We start from the raw sequence: 13,654 nt of genomic DNA, 5'->3' as shown, positions 1-13,654 counted from the left end.
GGCCGTCTAGCGTGTCGCCGGGTCCGGATGCGGTGGTGTCCTTCGCCGCATCCAGGCCAGCGCCAGGCCGGGCAGCAACACCATGCCCGCGAAGAGCAGCAGGAACGACTCCATCCGCGCGGCGCTGGCGCCCAGCGCGGCATAGGTCACCGACACGCCCAGGTTGGCCAGGGCGCTCACGGTGAGGAACGTCCGGGGGCGCATGCGGCTGGTTCCCGCGAAGAGCACGGACGTCTCCGCCAGCACCGGCACCGCGCGGAAGGCGAGCAGGAACCAGGGCCCCATCCTTTCGGCGGCGCGGGTCAGGCGGCCCAACTCGGCGTCACCCGCCATGCGCCGCAGCGCCGCCGTTCCGGCCCGCGCGCCCAGGCAATAGCCCACCACACAGCCCGCCATCATCCCCAGCCAGGATGTGGCCGCGCCGCCCCAGAAGCCCAGCAGTCCCCCTGCGGCGGTGCCCACCAGGCTGGAGGGCACCGGCAGCACGGCATCACCGGCCAGCAGTCCCCCGAGCAGCAGCGCCACCTGCCAGGAGGGTGGCTGCGTGGCCAGGAAGTGTCCGGACGCCGCCTCCAGGCTGTCCCCGAACCAGGCGAAGGGCACCAGGATGGAGGCCAGCAGCAGCCCGCTGAAGGCCGCCCAGCCCATGATGGCGCGACCGGACAGCCGGCCTTCGCCCGCCGCCGTCAGGCCCGGCGTGGGCTCAGCCATCCGCGATGGGGAGCCGGGACGCGGCGGCCATCAGGGACGTCTCGCGCTCAGCGGCCAGCGAGCCTTCCTCGGTGAAGGCGATGCCCACCACCGCGCGCACACGGCCTGTCGCATCGAGCACTGGAATCGCCACCGCCGCGCGCGCGTCCACCGCCTTCGCGCCGGGCTTGATGTCGCTGGACGTGTCCTCCTTCAGGTTGCACGTCTGCACGGGTTGCTTGCGCACCTGGGCGAGCCCCGCCATCCCCTTGCCGTGTGGCACGTGCTGGACGGCCGCCATCAACGGCGGCGGGATGTTGAGGGCAGCCACGAGGAAGAGGTCGTCTCCCCGCTGAAGGTGGACGGTGCCCGCGGTGGCTCCGTGCTCGCTGGCGAACGACTCCAGCCACGACTGGTAGGACGCGCTCTTTTCATTCATGGCGCGCAAAACTGTGCGCCCCGGCTTCGCCCGCAGTCAACGCGCCCCGGCCTCGAGTCGACGTTCGAACCCATCCTCCGCGAGACTGTTCAGCCCACGTCACTTCCATGTACTGGAGGGCGACTCGTCCTCCCGCCCGTGCAGGATGCGGCGCGATGCTCCGCTGGAAGGTCGCAGGTTCTATCTCGGGTTGCTCGCGCTCGGCCTGCTGGTGCCGCTCGTGCTCTTCGGGGCGGGGGCGGTGAACCGCTTCGCGGCGTCTCAGCGCGAAGCCCGGGCCCAGGTCATGCGCGAGACGGCCCGCGCTGGAGGCGGGCTTCGACGAGCACCTGGTGAAGCCGGTGGACCTCACGCGTCAGCGTGAGTTGCTGCTGCCGGGGAAACGAGCCGTGCCGGCTCACTCCACGTTGCCGGGACAGGTCTGGACCGCGGGCTGGCATAACTGCAACACGCGCGTTGGGGCCGTGAAGGTCTGCTTCCGGGCCTGGATGTAACAAGCCGCGGGGTCTTCGTCGGGCGCGGCGAACTGACACAGTTGGACGGCCTGGCTTTGCGTGAGTGAGCCTTCATCCTGGGCGCGCACGAAGCAGTCGGCGGGCGTGGATGACCGAGCGCCGCGGCAGAGTTGCGTGGCCAAGGCGTCGTCGAGTCCGCCGTCGGTCGCGCGCTGGTAGCAGGACACCTGAGGCACGACGCCCTGGGCGGCCGCGGCCGCTGGCACTCCCACGAGGCCGAGCACGGCGGTGAGCGCAGCGCCCGTGAACGGACGAAAGAATCGGGATGTCGCCCCAATGCCTGTCTTCATGAGGCCTCCTGTCCGAGCAATCTAGGGGCTTATGCGCGGTGAGGCCGGCTCCCGCCCGGCCGTCCGCCCTGGGGCAATGCGGCAAGGGAAGGGGTCGTTCCGCCGCCTGCCTTATGCGGGAAGATTGTCGGATGGCGCGCCGCGTCCGGGGCGCGACGTCGCAGGAACGATGCGCGGGCCCACTTCACGACGACTGTCACCCACGCGGTCCGGCATCCAGCAGAGGACGCCTTGGACGTGCGGTCCGGCCCCTGGCGTTCCGCGCCTTCCCGAACCACCACAGCATCGCCATGAAACAACGACGATCGTCTGTCCTGATGCTGCTGGGCGTGGTGGCGCTCGCTATGAGCTTGCTCGGCATTTCGCTCGCATGTCCTGGCGCTTCGGGTGACGGTTCCGGTCGCCCAGGGGACGAAGTTGAAATCACCGACCCCTCACCGGAAGGGGAGCCGGGTACGGACGGAGACGGGAGCGCTCCGACGGCGCCAGATGGTGGGGGCCCGGATTCCCTGGGGCTCTTCGGGCTCGACGTGCGTCCCGCGAACCCTACGTGCGTAGCGCCTCCCCGGCCCCCGGACCCCGCGGGGGCCACCATCTCGCGCGCATTCCCGGAGCTGAGCTTCACCCAGCCCTTGTTCGCCCTCCAGGCGCCGGGGGACAGCCGCCGCATCTACGTGGTGGAGCGAGGGGGACGGGTGCGCGTGTTCGACAAGGACGCCACGCCGCCCGTCAGCTCCGTGTTCGTCGACATCTCCGGGCAGGTGAACGTGGAGCATGATGAGACGGGCTTGCTCGGGATGGCCTTCCATCCGGCGTTCGCCACCAATGGCCAGGTGTTTCTCTCCTATGTCGGAAACAACGCCATGGGCAGTCTACGCTCGTCCATCGTCCGCTACCGCAGCCCGGATGGCGGGGCCACCCTGGACCCGGCGAGCGCGGAGGTCGTGCTCGAACAGGACCAGCCCTTCTCCTTCCACAACGGCGGCCACCTCGCGTTCGGACCGGATGGCTTCCTCTACTTCGCCTTCGGTGACGGTGGCGGACGCGTAGACCCGAACCGGACGGCCCAGAATCCGGAGCTCCTGCTGGGGAAGATGCTGCGGCTCGACGTGGACAGCGCGCGGCCCTATGCCATTCCGCCCACCAACCCCTACGCCACCGCCGGCGGGCGGAAGGAAATCTACGCCACCGGCTTCCGCAACCCGTGGCGCTGGAGCTTCGACCGGAGCACGGGCGCACTCTGGCTGGGCGACGTGGGCGAAAAGCTCCTCGAGGAAATCAACCGCGTCGAGCTGGGAGGCAATTACGGCTGGAGCATCCTGGAAGGAACCGAGTGCGCGCGTGGTGGCGGCTGCCGCACCACCGGGCTGACGCCGCCCGTGGCCGTCTATGGCCGCGCAGAAGGTGTCTCCGTCACCGGAGGCTACGTGTACCGCGGCACCGCCGTACCGTCGCTCGCGGGCAAGTACATCTTTGGCGACTTCGGCTCGGGCCGCATCTGGACGCTGCCGGGTGACGCCCTTCCCGGTGCCGCCGCGGCGCCCCAATTGCTCGTCACCACGGCGCTCAGCATCTCCTCGTTCGCCGAGCTCAACGACGGCGAGCTGCTGGTGGTGGACTTCGCGGGGGGAGGACTGCACAGCATCCACGCGTCTCTGCCCCCCGCGCCGGGGGGCGAGGCGTTCCCCACACTGCTGTCGGCCACGGGCTGCGCGGACCCGACGAACCCGAACCTCCCCTCGGCGGGCCTCATCCCGTACGGCGTGAATGCCCCGCTGTGGTCGGACGGCGCGGGGAAGGAGCGGTTCATCGGTGTGCCAGACGGGGCGGTGATGACGGTGGGGCCGGAGGGCGTGCTGGACGCGCCCCCCGGCACCGTGACGGTGAAGACGTTCCTCCTGGGCGGGAAGCGCGTGGAGACGCGCCTCTTCATGCGCCATCCGGACGGCATCTGGGCGGGCTACACCTACGAGTGGAATGACGCGGGTACCGACGCGACGTTGCTGGAGACGGGCAAGGTGAAGACGGTGGGGACGCAGACGTGGACGTACCCCAGCCGGGGGGAATGCATGCAGTGTCACACCGCCGCCGCGGGCTTCGTGCTGGGCCTGGAGGTCGCGCAGCTCAACGGGGATTACACATACCCGGGCGGGCGCATCGCGTCGCAACTCCAGACCCTGGAGCATATTGGCGTACTGAAATTGCCGGCCCCGGTGGAGCAATTGCCCCGGATGCCTGCCTACGCCGGACCGGAGCCCGTGGAGACGCGCGCGCGGGCCTACCTGCACGCCAACTGCGCCGTCTGTCACCGGCCCAATGGCCTGGGCCGCGGTGAGTTGGACCTGCGCTTTTCCACGCCGCTCGCCGCAACGAAGATTTGTGGTGTGGCGCCAGACCACGGTGAGCTGGGCGTGCCCGGAGCGATGGTGGTCGCGCCGGGAGACCCGTCGAAGTCGGTCCTGTCGCGGCGCATGCACTCGCTGTCGACGCCACGCATGCCGCCGTTGGCAAGCGCGGTGAAGGACAAAGAGGGCACGGGGCTCGTGGACGCGTGGATTACGTCCCTGCCCGCGTGTCCCACGGGTCCCTGAGGCCTCGCGGGACGGGGGCGCCAGCATCTGTGCGAGACTGGCGCCTCAGGTGGGCCGCTGGACGGTGCCGGGGGCGGGCTTGCCGTCCTTCAACCCTGGCGTCCGCACGTCGTAGTGCGCCACCACGGGTTGGTGGTCGGAGGACTCGGTGCTGCGGTCCACCTCGAAGAGGCGGGGGACCAGTCCAGGGCTGGCGTAGAGGTTGTCGAAGCGCTTGCCCGTCGCGGGCACCACGCCATTCTCATCCGGCAGCGAGGTGAGGGTGGCGCTGTCCGCGATGTCCTGGAGCCGCAGCCATTGCTCGCTGCCGCGTTGCACCCGGCCGGAGCGCAGCTCGGCGCACGCCTGCTTCGGCGTCATGAGCGAGCCATCCGGCAGGCGCACCTGTGCGGTGGTGGCATGGGCGATGGTCTCCGGCAGGCTCTGCTCCAGCACGTGGAGCTCGTGTCGCAACCGCGGGTCGGCGATGTTGCCCACCCCTTCGTCCCCCACGCTGGCGTGGGGCTCGCCGTAGCGAACCTCGTATTCCTCCACCGTGTCGGTGTCGTCGTAGGTCCGGAGGTGGGCCATCAGCCAGGAGCCGCCTGACTTGATGGCGGTGTTGGCGTTGAAGTCGCCCAGCGCCACCGCGTGCATGACCTCACGGTGCTGTAGCAACGCGTTGAGCTGGCGGAGGTTGCGGGCGTTGATGCCGGAGTCGCCCAGGGTGTGGTGCACGTTGTAGAGCACCACCGGGTGACCCTCCACCTCCAGGCGCACGTACAGCGCGCCCCGGTCCTCGGGAATCTCGCAGGGGTCTCCGCCACGCCGCATGATGGCCGCGTCCCGCTCCGCGTCGGGCGTGGCGTACGTGAAGTGCGCCGCGTCCACCAGCGGGTGCCGGGTGAGGAAGGCCTTTCCGTTCATCAGCCGCGCGCCGGGGCCGCCGTCATGCCCCTGGTACGCCAGGTGGAAGCCGTAGCGCTCCGCCAGGAGCACGGCGATGGGGACGTTGGCCTCCTGCAGGCCCAGCACGTCCGGCAGCCGTCCGCGGGCCTCCAGGTTGTCGAAGTAGTCCAGCAGCGCCTGGCGGCGGTGCCCACCGAGCAGGATGTTGTACGTCATCACCGTGAGCCCTGGCCCGCGCGGCGAGCGCACCGCGGGGTTGCGGATCACCAGCGTGCGGCCGTCGCCCAGCGCTCGCTCCGTATTGGGCAGGGACACCGCGGCGAAGTCCGGAAGCGTCACGGTGGTCTCCCGGCGCGGAAGGGCGCCCTCGGGCCCGTGCGCAATCCGGCCAATCAGGGGGCCGACCCCCGGCAGGTTCTCCAGCATCTCCGGAACCTTCATCGGGGCTCCTTCCGCGGAAGCGGCTGCGCGGGTTGAGGGCGGAAGGTGTCTTCGTGAAAGGCAACTGGCGCCACAGGTCCTCCTCGATGCCCTCAAGGTCTGTGCTCGCCCTCCCCATGACCAGGGGGCTCCCAGGGACTGGAGGGCTGGCCGGGCTGCTCCGTTCGGATGGAGGGCGGCCAGACCTCCGGGCGCGCCGTCCCGGGCTTGGATACCGAGGAAGCCCGGTCGCACTTATGGTTGAATACCGGACATGCGGCGATTGGTGTTCCTGGCGGTGATGGCTCCTCTCCTGGTGGCGTGTGCCACGACCCACCAGGTGGTGCCCCGAAGCACCTCCTGTGAGAAGGGCAGTCTGTGGGCGTGCAACGAATGGGGAGAGCAGCTCCTCCAGGACGGAGACCGGAGCCAGGCGGAGACGGCCTTCTCCAAGGCGTGTGACGGTGGCTCGACGCGGGGGTGCCTGGCCCTGGGGCGCCTGCGCATGGCGGACGGCAACCTCGCGGGCGCCGAGGCGCCATTCGTCACGGTGTACGAGACGGACAGTGAGGAGGGCGCCCTGGCGCTCGCGGACCTCTACGACGCGCGCGGTGGCGAGGCCCACGCTCGGGCAGCGGCCAGGCTCCGGAGGGAGGCACCGGCGCTGGACAAACCGGCCTTCGACTTCGCCATGCAGTACCGGGTGGGAGCCTGGCGGCCGACGGCGGACCTCGCCCTCAACATCCAGCCCATGGCCTTCCTGGAACGGCGACTCAACATCGGCTCGAACCTGGCCTACACGAGCCGGGGCATCTCCGAGTTCAACGGCTTCGTCGGCTACCAGCACTTCGTCAATGCCTGGGTGGTGCCCTACGGTCGGTTGATGATGGGCACGGCGACACGCGCATCACGCGACCCGGGCTTCAACGTCGGCGCGGAGGTGGGCACGCGACTGGCCCTGGGGTACTTCGGCCACGTCAACGTCGCGGCTGGCATGTCCCGGGCGAGCGGCAACTACATGTCCGTGGGCGTGGGCCTCAACGGCCTCTTCGTGCTGCTGATGCTGCTGCACGCACCTTGACGCTTCAGCGTGTGGGCCGCCCAAGCACGTACGTGATGGCGGCCTTGCCCGGGGCCTTCGCCTCGCCCACCTCCCAGGTGTAGCCCTCGCGCGCCAGGGCCTCCGTCATCCGCCGGAGTTCGTCGGGCTGATGCGTCCTCAGCGCGGACACCAGCCCGTCCCAGAAGATGACGAGCGGCGCCACCGGCACCACGTAGGTGAGCAGCAGCCGCAGCGGCGTCAGCGGCTTCACCATGGGCGTGAACAGCAGCACCAGCAGGGGCACCAGCAACATGGACAGGATGGCCGGGGGCGTCCGGCGTACCGTCTCGAACGCGGCGATGGGAACGCCGCGGGCCTGGGCGTCCTCGAGCACCGCGCGGGCCTCGTCTGGCCGGAAGTGGTGCAGGGCGTTGAAGAGGGTCCGCATGCCCCGCAGGCCCGCCGGAACCTGGAGCGCGTCCACTGAGCGTTCCAGGTACTGCACGCCCTCTGCCCGCGCCCGCTCGGCGGCCTGGGCGTTGGGGAACTTGTCGGTGAGCACCACGCGCGCGTCGATGCCGTGCTTCTCCGCGAGCAGTTGGCGCAGGCGGGGCAGGGGGCCTCGGCCGCCGGAGCCCAGGTCCACCAGCTCCGGGCCCTGCGCCGCGTTCAGCCCGCGCGCCAGGATTTCCGTCGCCGCGTCGAAGATGCCCAGGCGCGTGCTGATGGTGTGGAGGTAGTCGGTCACCAAGTCTCTCAGCGCGTCGGGGACCCAGGTCTGGTCCGTGAACTCGAAGAGGTGCAGCCGGGGGAGCAGCGAAGGTGTGTCGTCCATGGTCCAAGCGTGCAGGCCCCCCGCCGCCCGCGCACTGACGGATGGCGACAGAACGGCTTGCTGGCCGCGCCAACGCGCCATTAGCGTCCCGTTCGTGGCGCAGCCGCCTCTGTCTTCATCCTCCGAGCCATCCTTGTCCGCGCGAATGGCGCGGCAGGCGCTCCGGCTCGCGGCGACGCTGGGACTGCCGGTGGAGGCGCTCTGCCGGGAGGCGGGCTTCCGGATGGAGGACCTGGACGACCCGGAGCTGCGAATCCCCTACGCCGCGTTGGACGGCCTCCTGGAGCGGGCGGCGGAGCTGTCCGGGGACGCCAACCTGGGGCTGCACATCGCCCGCGTGGACGTGGTGGACCTGGATGACCCGGCCACCTTCGTCGTCCTCACCTGCGCGACGCTGCGGGAAGCCATGGAGCGGGGCTGCCGCTACCAGCGCGTCTGGGGAGACGGAGAGCGCTTCCTGATGGAGGAGACGGAGCGCGGCGTGCGCATGCGCTTCACACCCGTGGGCGCGCCCCGGCCCGCACACCGGCACCTGGTGGACGCGGCGCTGGTGCAGTTCGCCACCGGAGTAAGGGCCTTCACGGGCGTGGACGTCCGGCCGCTCGTCGTGCGCTTCACCCACACCGCGCCCGCGGACCTCCGCGAGCACGAGGCGCTCTTCGGGTGTCCCTTGGAGTTCGGCGCTCCCTTCAACGCCATCGAGTTCTCCCACGAGGACGCCCAGCGGCCCTTCATCCACGGGAACGCGCTGCTCAACGCCATGTTCCAACGGCAGGCCCAGCGCGCGTTGGAGCGGCTGCCGGACGTGTCCACGACCACCGAGCGCGTCCGGCAACAGGTCCGGCGCGAGCTGGCCGGCGGGGACTTCTCCTTCGTGGCCGTTGCCCGGGCCCTGCGGCAGCCGCCGCGGACGCTCCAGCGGCGGCTCGCGGGCGAGGGGCAGAGCTATGCGGCCATCGTCGAAGCCCTGCGCCGAGAGCTTTCCGAGTCCTACCTCCAGCGCCGCATGTCCATCGCCGAGGTGTCCTTCCTCCTCGGCTATGCGGACCCGGTGGCCTTCCACCGCGCCTTCAAGCGCTGGTGGGGGGTGAGCCCGGAGGGCTTCCGGAGGGAGCGGCTCCAGGCCCCACGCTGAGCCTGGACCGCTGTCCATCCGAGCGGCGTCTCAGGCCGCCTCGCGCCCGCCCTCCGCCGCCGCGCGCGCCAGCCGCTTCTGGATGGCGAGGAACAGCGCTTCGTGCGTGGCGGGGGAGGCCAGCTCCACGTCGCCACCGGCCTGGCCGAACGCGGCCACCGCCTCCCGCAGGGCCTCTCGCGCGGACATGGCCAGCATCAGGGGGGGCTCGCCCACGGCCTTGCTGCCGTGGATGGTGTTGTGCTGGTGCGCCCGCTCCAGCAGCCGCACCCGGAAGTCGATGGGCGCGTCGCTGAAGGCCGGCACCGCGTAGGTGCTGGCGGAGTGCGTGAGCAGCCGGCCATTCGCGTCCCAGCGAAGCTCCTCGCCTGTGAGCCAGCCCAGGCCCTGGACGAAGCCGCCTTCAATCTGCCCGCGGTCCACGGCGGGGTTGAGCGAATCGCCCACGTCCTCCAGCAGGTCCACGCGCAGCACGCGCTTGATGCCCGTGTGGCCGTCCACCTCCACCTCGCACACCGCCGCGCCGTAGGCGAAGTAGAGGAAGGGGCGTCCGCGGCCCTTGGCCTTGTCGTAGCCGATGCCCGGCGTCTGGTAGTAGCCCGTCGAGGACAGGCCCACCCGGGACAGGTACGCCGCCTCCACCACGTCCGCGAAGGACAAGGAGAGCTCGGGCTCACCGCGCAGGCCCACCTTCCCATCGCTGAACAGCAGGGCATCCGGCGTCACGCTGCGCCCGTGCCGGTCCGACATCAGCCGCACGGCCACCGGGGCCAGCCGCTCCCGCAGCGTGACGCAGGCCACCCGCACGGCGGCGCCGTTCAGGTCGGAGCCGCTGGAGGCCGCGGTGGCGGAGGTGTTGGGCACCTTGTCCGTCGCCGTCTTCGCCATCCGCACGGCGTCCACCGTGACGCCCAGTTCGCGCATGACCACGCCCAGCACCTTGGTGTGCAGGCCCTGGCCCATCTCCGTGCCGCCGTGGGACACCATGACCGAGCCGTCCCGGTACACGTGCACCAACGCGCCGGCCTGGTTGAGGAAGGTGGCGGTGAAGGAGATGCCGAACTTCATCGGGGTGATGGCCAGTCCCCGCTTGATGAAGGGGGATTGGGCGTTGAACGCCGCCACGTCGCGTTGCCGGCGCTCGAACTCCGACGACTTCTTGAGCTCCTCCCAGACGCGGAGGATTCGCTCGTCCTCCAGCTCCTGGCCGTAGTGCGTGGTGTTCGTCTCCCCGGTGCCGCGGTAGAGGTTGCGCTCGCGGACCTCGTCCGCCGGCAGCCCCACGGCCCGGGCCACGCGGGCCAGGACCTCCTCCGTCACCAGCATGCCCTGCGGACCACCGAAGCCGCGGAAGGCGGTGTTGGAGACGAGGTGGGTCTTCGCCACCCGCCCCGAGTACGCCAGCGCCGGCACGTAGTACGCGTTGTCCAGGTGGAACAGCGCACGGTCCAGGATGGACTCGGACAGGTCCAGGGACCAGCCACCGTTGGATACCAACTGGACGCGCAGGGCCAGCAGCCGCCCCTGGTCGTCGAAGCCCACCTCATAGGCGGTATGGAACGGGTGGCGCTTGCCCGTCACCGCCATGTCCACGTCGCGGTCCAGCATCCACCGCACCGAGCGTCCCGTGTGCCACGCGGCCAGCGCGACGAACGCGGCGGGCGCGTTGCCCTGCGTCTCCTTTCCGCCGAAGCCGCCGCCCATGCGGGGGGACTGCACCACCACGCGGCTGCGCGGCAGGTGCAGCACGTGGGAGATGATGGCCTGTACCTCGGACGGGTGCTGGGTGGAGGACACGACGGTGATGTCGCCGTCGTCACCGCGCTCGGCGAAGGCGGCCTGCGTCTCCAGGTAGAAGTGCTCCTGCCCGCCAATGGCCAGCGTGCCCGACAGGCGGTGGGGGCTGCTGTCCAGCGCGGCGTCCACGTCGCCCCGGCGGATGACGTGCGGCTCGGTGTGGTAGCTGCTCCGCGCCACGGCGTCCTCCACCGTGAGGATGGCGGGCAGGGGCTCGTACTCCACCTCCACGGCGCGGGCGCCCGCGCGGCAGGCCTCCACGGACTCGCCCACGACCAGCGCGACAATCTGCCCGTGGAAGAGCACCTCGCGGTCCGCCAGCAGCGGCTCGTCGTGGCGGATGGGGCCGGTGTCGTTCATGCCGGGGATGTCCTCGGCCATGAGCACCTTCACCACGCCGGGCACCTTGCGCGCCGCGGTGGGATCTCGCTTGAGGATGCGGGCGTGCGCATGGGGCGAGCACACCGGCCAGACCTCCAGCATGGGCCGCTTCTGCGCCATGTCGTCCACGTACCTCGCGCTGCCCGTCACGTGGCCCAGCGCGCTCTCGTGCCGCAGCGCGCGTCCCGCGTCCGCGGGGGCCTGGACCTCACCCGCGTCGAAGCCCGGCGCGGCGTCCAGGGCCGGGCTGTGCGAGCCGGAGAAGAACTTCTCCAGCAGGCCCGCCACCAGTCCCCGCCGGTACTCCGCGCTGCCGCGCAGGTCGCTGATGGGCGTGATTTCCTCCGCGAGCACGGGCAGCACGCGCGCCACCGTCTCGGCCGTCCAGGGCTGCCCGGTGAGCACCGCCTCCGCGCGGCGCGCCCGCACCGGCGTGGCCGCGACGCCGCCGTAGCCCAGGCGCGCCAGCTTCACCAATCCGCCCGCGTCCAGCTCCACGCGGAAGCCCGCGGCGACGATGCTGATGTCCAGCTCGCGCCGCTTGGACACCTTGAAGGAGTCGGAGAGCCGCCGGCCGCCCTCGGGCACGGCAGCGTGGGGGATGAGGATGTGGCGGACGACCTCGTCCGATTGGAGCGCCGTCTTCCGGTAGGCGAGGAAGAAGTCGGACAACGCCACCGTGCGCTCGCCCCGCACCGAGCCCAGGACGAGCGAGGCATCCAGGGCGAGCAACACCGGCGCCATGTCGCCAATGGGCGACGCGGTCACCAGGTTGCCCGCCAGCGTGGCGCGCTGGCGAATCTGCCGGGAGGCGAAGACGTTGAGCATCTTCTTCACCTCGGGCAGCTCGTCACCCAAGGCCTCTTCCAGCGCCACCAGTGAGGCGGCGCCGCCCACGTACCAGCCATCCTCCCCACGGCGGACCGCGCGCAGGGACTCCACGCCCTCGGTGGAGATGAGGAAGGGGTAGCGGCGGGACTTCTTGGTGATGTCCACGCCCAATTCAGTGGCGCCCGCCACCAGGTGGGCCTCCGGGTGCTTCGCGCGCAGGTCGAGCAACTCCTCCCACGACGTGGGGCGCAGGAAGGTCTGTCCACCGGCCTCGTAGCGCAGCGGGGACAGGGGCTCGGCGGGACCTCCGAGCGGCGCGGAGGGGATCGCCGTGGCAGGCGACGGTCCTTCGTCGCGCTGGGCCAGCGCCTCCATCATCGCGTCGCGAATGGGGCGGTAGCCGGTGCAGCGACAGAGGTTGCCACAGAGCTGGTCCGCCACGGCTGACGGGGTACAGACATCCTTTCGGGAGTACGCCTCCGCCATGGAGACGATGAAGCCCGGCGTGCAGAAGCCACACTGCGAACCGTAGTGCTTCACCATGGCCTGCTGCACCGGGTGGGGCTTCTCGCAGCTGCCCACGCCTTCCACCGTCACCAGCTCACGGCCGGCCACCATGGGCACCAGGGCGATGCAGGCGTTGAAGGCGCGCAGGCACCGGTTGCCCTGGGCGTCCCGGTCCACCAGGGCCACGGTGCACGCGCCGCAGTCGCCCTCGGCGCAGCCCTGCTTGGTGCCAGTGAGGCCGCGGGCACGCAGGAAGTCGAGCAGCGTGGTGTTGGGGGAGACGCCATCGACGCGGACCGTCGCGCCATTGAGCTGGAACTCGAACATATTGCTCATTCTCCTGACGAGCCCCCGCGCATGCGGGGCGTCTCCGAGGGCGGGGCCTCGGCGGTAGTTTCGGTGTCTGCGCCCTGGTGATGGAGCTGAAGGAGTCCGGCGGCGATGCTCACCGCGACTTCCTGGGGCGACTTGCCGCCAATCTCCAGCCCGATGGGGCAGCGCACGCGGGCCAACTGCGCCGCCGTCGCGCCCCGGGCCTCCAGGCGCTGACGGAAGCGGGCCCACTTGGTGTTGCTTCCAATGAGGCCCACGTAGCGCGCGGGCTTCTCCAAGGCGAAGGCGATGATGTCCTGGTCCAGGTCATGCCGGTGCGTCATCACCGCGATGTACGTGCGGCGCGCGTCCCAGACAGCGCGCGAGGCGAAGACGTCCCACGGCTCCTCGTGGCGGATGACCGAGGCGGGGATGCGCTCGCCGTGGACCCATTCGGGGCGCTCGTCGACGAGGTGGACCTGGAAGGGGGTGCCGTCCAACGTGCGGCACAGGGCCTGACCCACGTGGCCGGCGCCGAAGAGATACAGGCGCGGGCCGTGGTTCACCGGCTCCATGAAGACGTCCACCACGCCGCCACAGCATTGGCCGAGCTTCGAGCCCAGCGGATACCGGTACGCACGGGGTTCCCCTTTCTCCAGGCAGGCGCGGGCGTCCGCGAGGACGAGTTGCTCCAGGTGGCCACCGCCCACGGTGCCGTGGAACGTCCCGTCCGCGCGGACGAGCAGCTTCGCGCCAGGCTTGGCGGGGGTACTTCCCTGACACACCGTCACGGTCGCCACGGCGAACGGAACATCGTCCCGCGACCACTCCGCCAGTTGGCGGGTCCAATCCCACATTGTCGGCAGAGTCTGCCACAGGCCGGGCCGCCCACGTCACGTCCATGAAACGGAGTCCGGCTCAAAACGCGTAGCGTACTTGGCGGTCGGGCAGGAGGCGGGCCCGCATTTCCTTGAATTCAGC

At 70.6% G+C, this 13,654-nt stretch carries 11 protein-coding genes; 4 read left to right on the top strand and 7 right to left on the bottom strand.

Annotation, left to right across the window (positions count from 1 at the left end; genetic code table 11):
• Window positions 1-6: 6 nt before the first annotated feature.
• Window positions 7-711 carry a TVP38/TMEM64 family protein gene (locus FMQ63_RS10200; RefSeq protein ID WP_011553183.1) on the bottom strand — a complete coding sequence of 235 codons (705 nt, stop codon included), beginning with the start codon at window positions 709-711 and terminating at the stop codon, window positions 7-9.
• Window positions 704-1,129, bottom strand: coding sequence for a GAF domain-containing protein (locus tag FMQ63_RS10195; RefSeq protein WP_043612819.1), 426 nt, complete (start codon window positions 1,127-1,129; stop codon window positions 704-706). The genes FMQ63_RS10200 and FMQ63_RS10195 overlap by 8 nt, the downstream gene beginning before the upstream one ends.
• A 145-nt stretch (window positions 1,130-1,274) precedes the next feature.
• On the opposite strand from FMQ63_RS10195, the gene FMQ63_RS10190 reads away from it, so the two are divergent.
• Entirely contained in the window at window positions 1,275-1,493 is a 219-nt protein-coding gene (locus FMQ63_RS10190; protein ID WP_020478571.1) for a hypothetical protein, read from the top strand.
• 33 nt (window positions 1,494-1,526) lie between these two features.
• Here FMQ63_RS10190 and FMQ63_RS10185 read toward each other — a convergent pair whose 3' ends face one another.
• Window positions 1,527-1,934, bottom strand: coding sequence for a hypothetical protein (locus tag FMQ63_RS10185; protein WP_011553187.1), 408 nt, complete (start codon window positions 1,932-1,934; stop codon window positions 1,527-1,529).
• Window positions 1,935-2,224: 290 nt separating this feature from the next.
• Between FMQ63_RS10185 and FMQ63_RS10180 the strand changes: the two genes are divergently transcribed.
• Window positions 2,225-4,525, top strand: coding sequence for an SO2930 family diheme c-type cytochrome (locus tag FMQ63_RS10180; protein ID WP_225909230.1), 2,301 nt, complete (start codon window positions 2,225-2,227; stop codon window positions 4,523-4,525).
• A 45-nt stretch (window positions 4,526-4,570) separates the two neighbouring features.
• Here FMQ63_RS10180 and FMQ63_RS10175 read toward each other — a convergent pair whose 3' ends face one another.
• Window positions 4,571-5,854, bottom strand: a complete 1,284-nt coding sequence (locus FMQ63_RS10175) for an endonuclease/exonuclease/phosphatase family protein (protein ID WP_011553189.1) — start codon at window positions 5,852-5,854, stop codon at window positions 4,571-4,573.
• Window positions 5,855-6,107: 253 nt separating this feature from the next.
• Here FMQ63_RS10175 and FMQ63_RS10170 point away from each other — a divergent pair, with 253 nt between their 5' ends.
• Entirely contained in the window at window positions 6,108-6,914 is an 807-nt protein-coding gene (locus tag FMQ63_RS10170) for a hypothetical protein (RefSeq protein ID WP_011553190.1), read from the top strand.
• 4 nt (window positions 6,915-6,918) lie between these two features.
• Here FMQ63_RS10170 and FMQ63_RS10165 read toward each other — a convergent pair whose 3' ends face one another.
• On the bottom strand, window positions 6,919-7,710 hold the full coding sequence (locus tag FMQ63_RS10165) for a hypothetical protein (protein ID WP_011553191.1): 792 nt from the start codon (window positions 7,708-7,710) through the stop codon (window positions 6,919-6,921).
• Window positions 7,711-7,843: 133 nt separating this feature from the next.
• Between FMQ63_RS10165 and FMQ63_RS10160 the strand changes: the two genes are divergently transcribed.
• The gene (locus FMQ63_RS10160; RefSeq protein WP_225909231.1) at window positions 7,844-8,845 is read left to right on the top strand and encodes an AraC family transcriptional regulator; all 1,002 of its coding nucleotides are present in this window, start codon (window positions 7,844-7,846) and stop codon (window positions 8,843-8,845) included.
• Window positions 8,846-8,875: 30 nt separating this feature from the next.
• On the opposite strand, the gene xdhB is transcribed toward FMQ63_RS10160, so the two are convergent.
• Window positions 8,876-12,697 carry a xanthine dehydrogenase molybdopterin binding subunit gene (gene xdhB / locus FMQ63_RS10155; protein WP_011553193.1) on the bottom strand — a complete coding sequence of 1,274 codons (3,822 nt, stop codon included), beginning with the start codon at window positions 12,695-12,697 and terminating at the stop codon, window positions 8,876-8,878.
• Window positions 12,694-13,530: a xanthine dehydrogenase accessory protein XdhC gene (gene xdhC / locus FMQ63_RS10150; RefSeq protein ID WP_011553194.1), complete on the bottom strand. Its 837-nt coding sequence runs from the start codon at window positions 13,528-13,530 to the stop codon at window positions 12,694-12,696. The genes xdhB and xdhC overlap by 4 nt, the downstream gene beginning before the upstream one ends.
• Between the last annotated feature and the right edge of the window lie 124 nt (window positions 13,531-13,654).

Origin of the sequence: Myxococcus sp. CA005 (genome assembly GCF_006518205.1) — a bacterium.
Taxonomy (GTDB): domain Bacteria; phylum Myxococcota; class Myxococcia; order Myxococcales; family Myxococcaceae; genus Myxococcus; species Myxococcus xanthus.
Note: the sequence above shows the minus strand (reverse complement) of the source record. Positions and strands in the feature narration are given on the sequence as shown.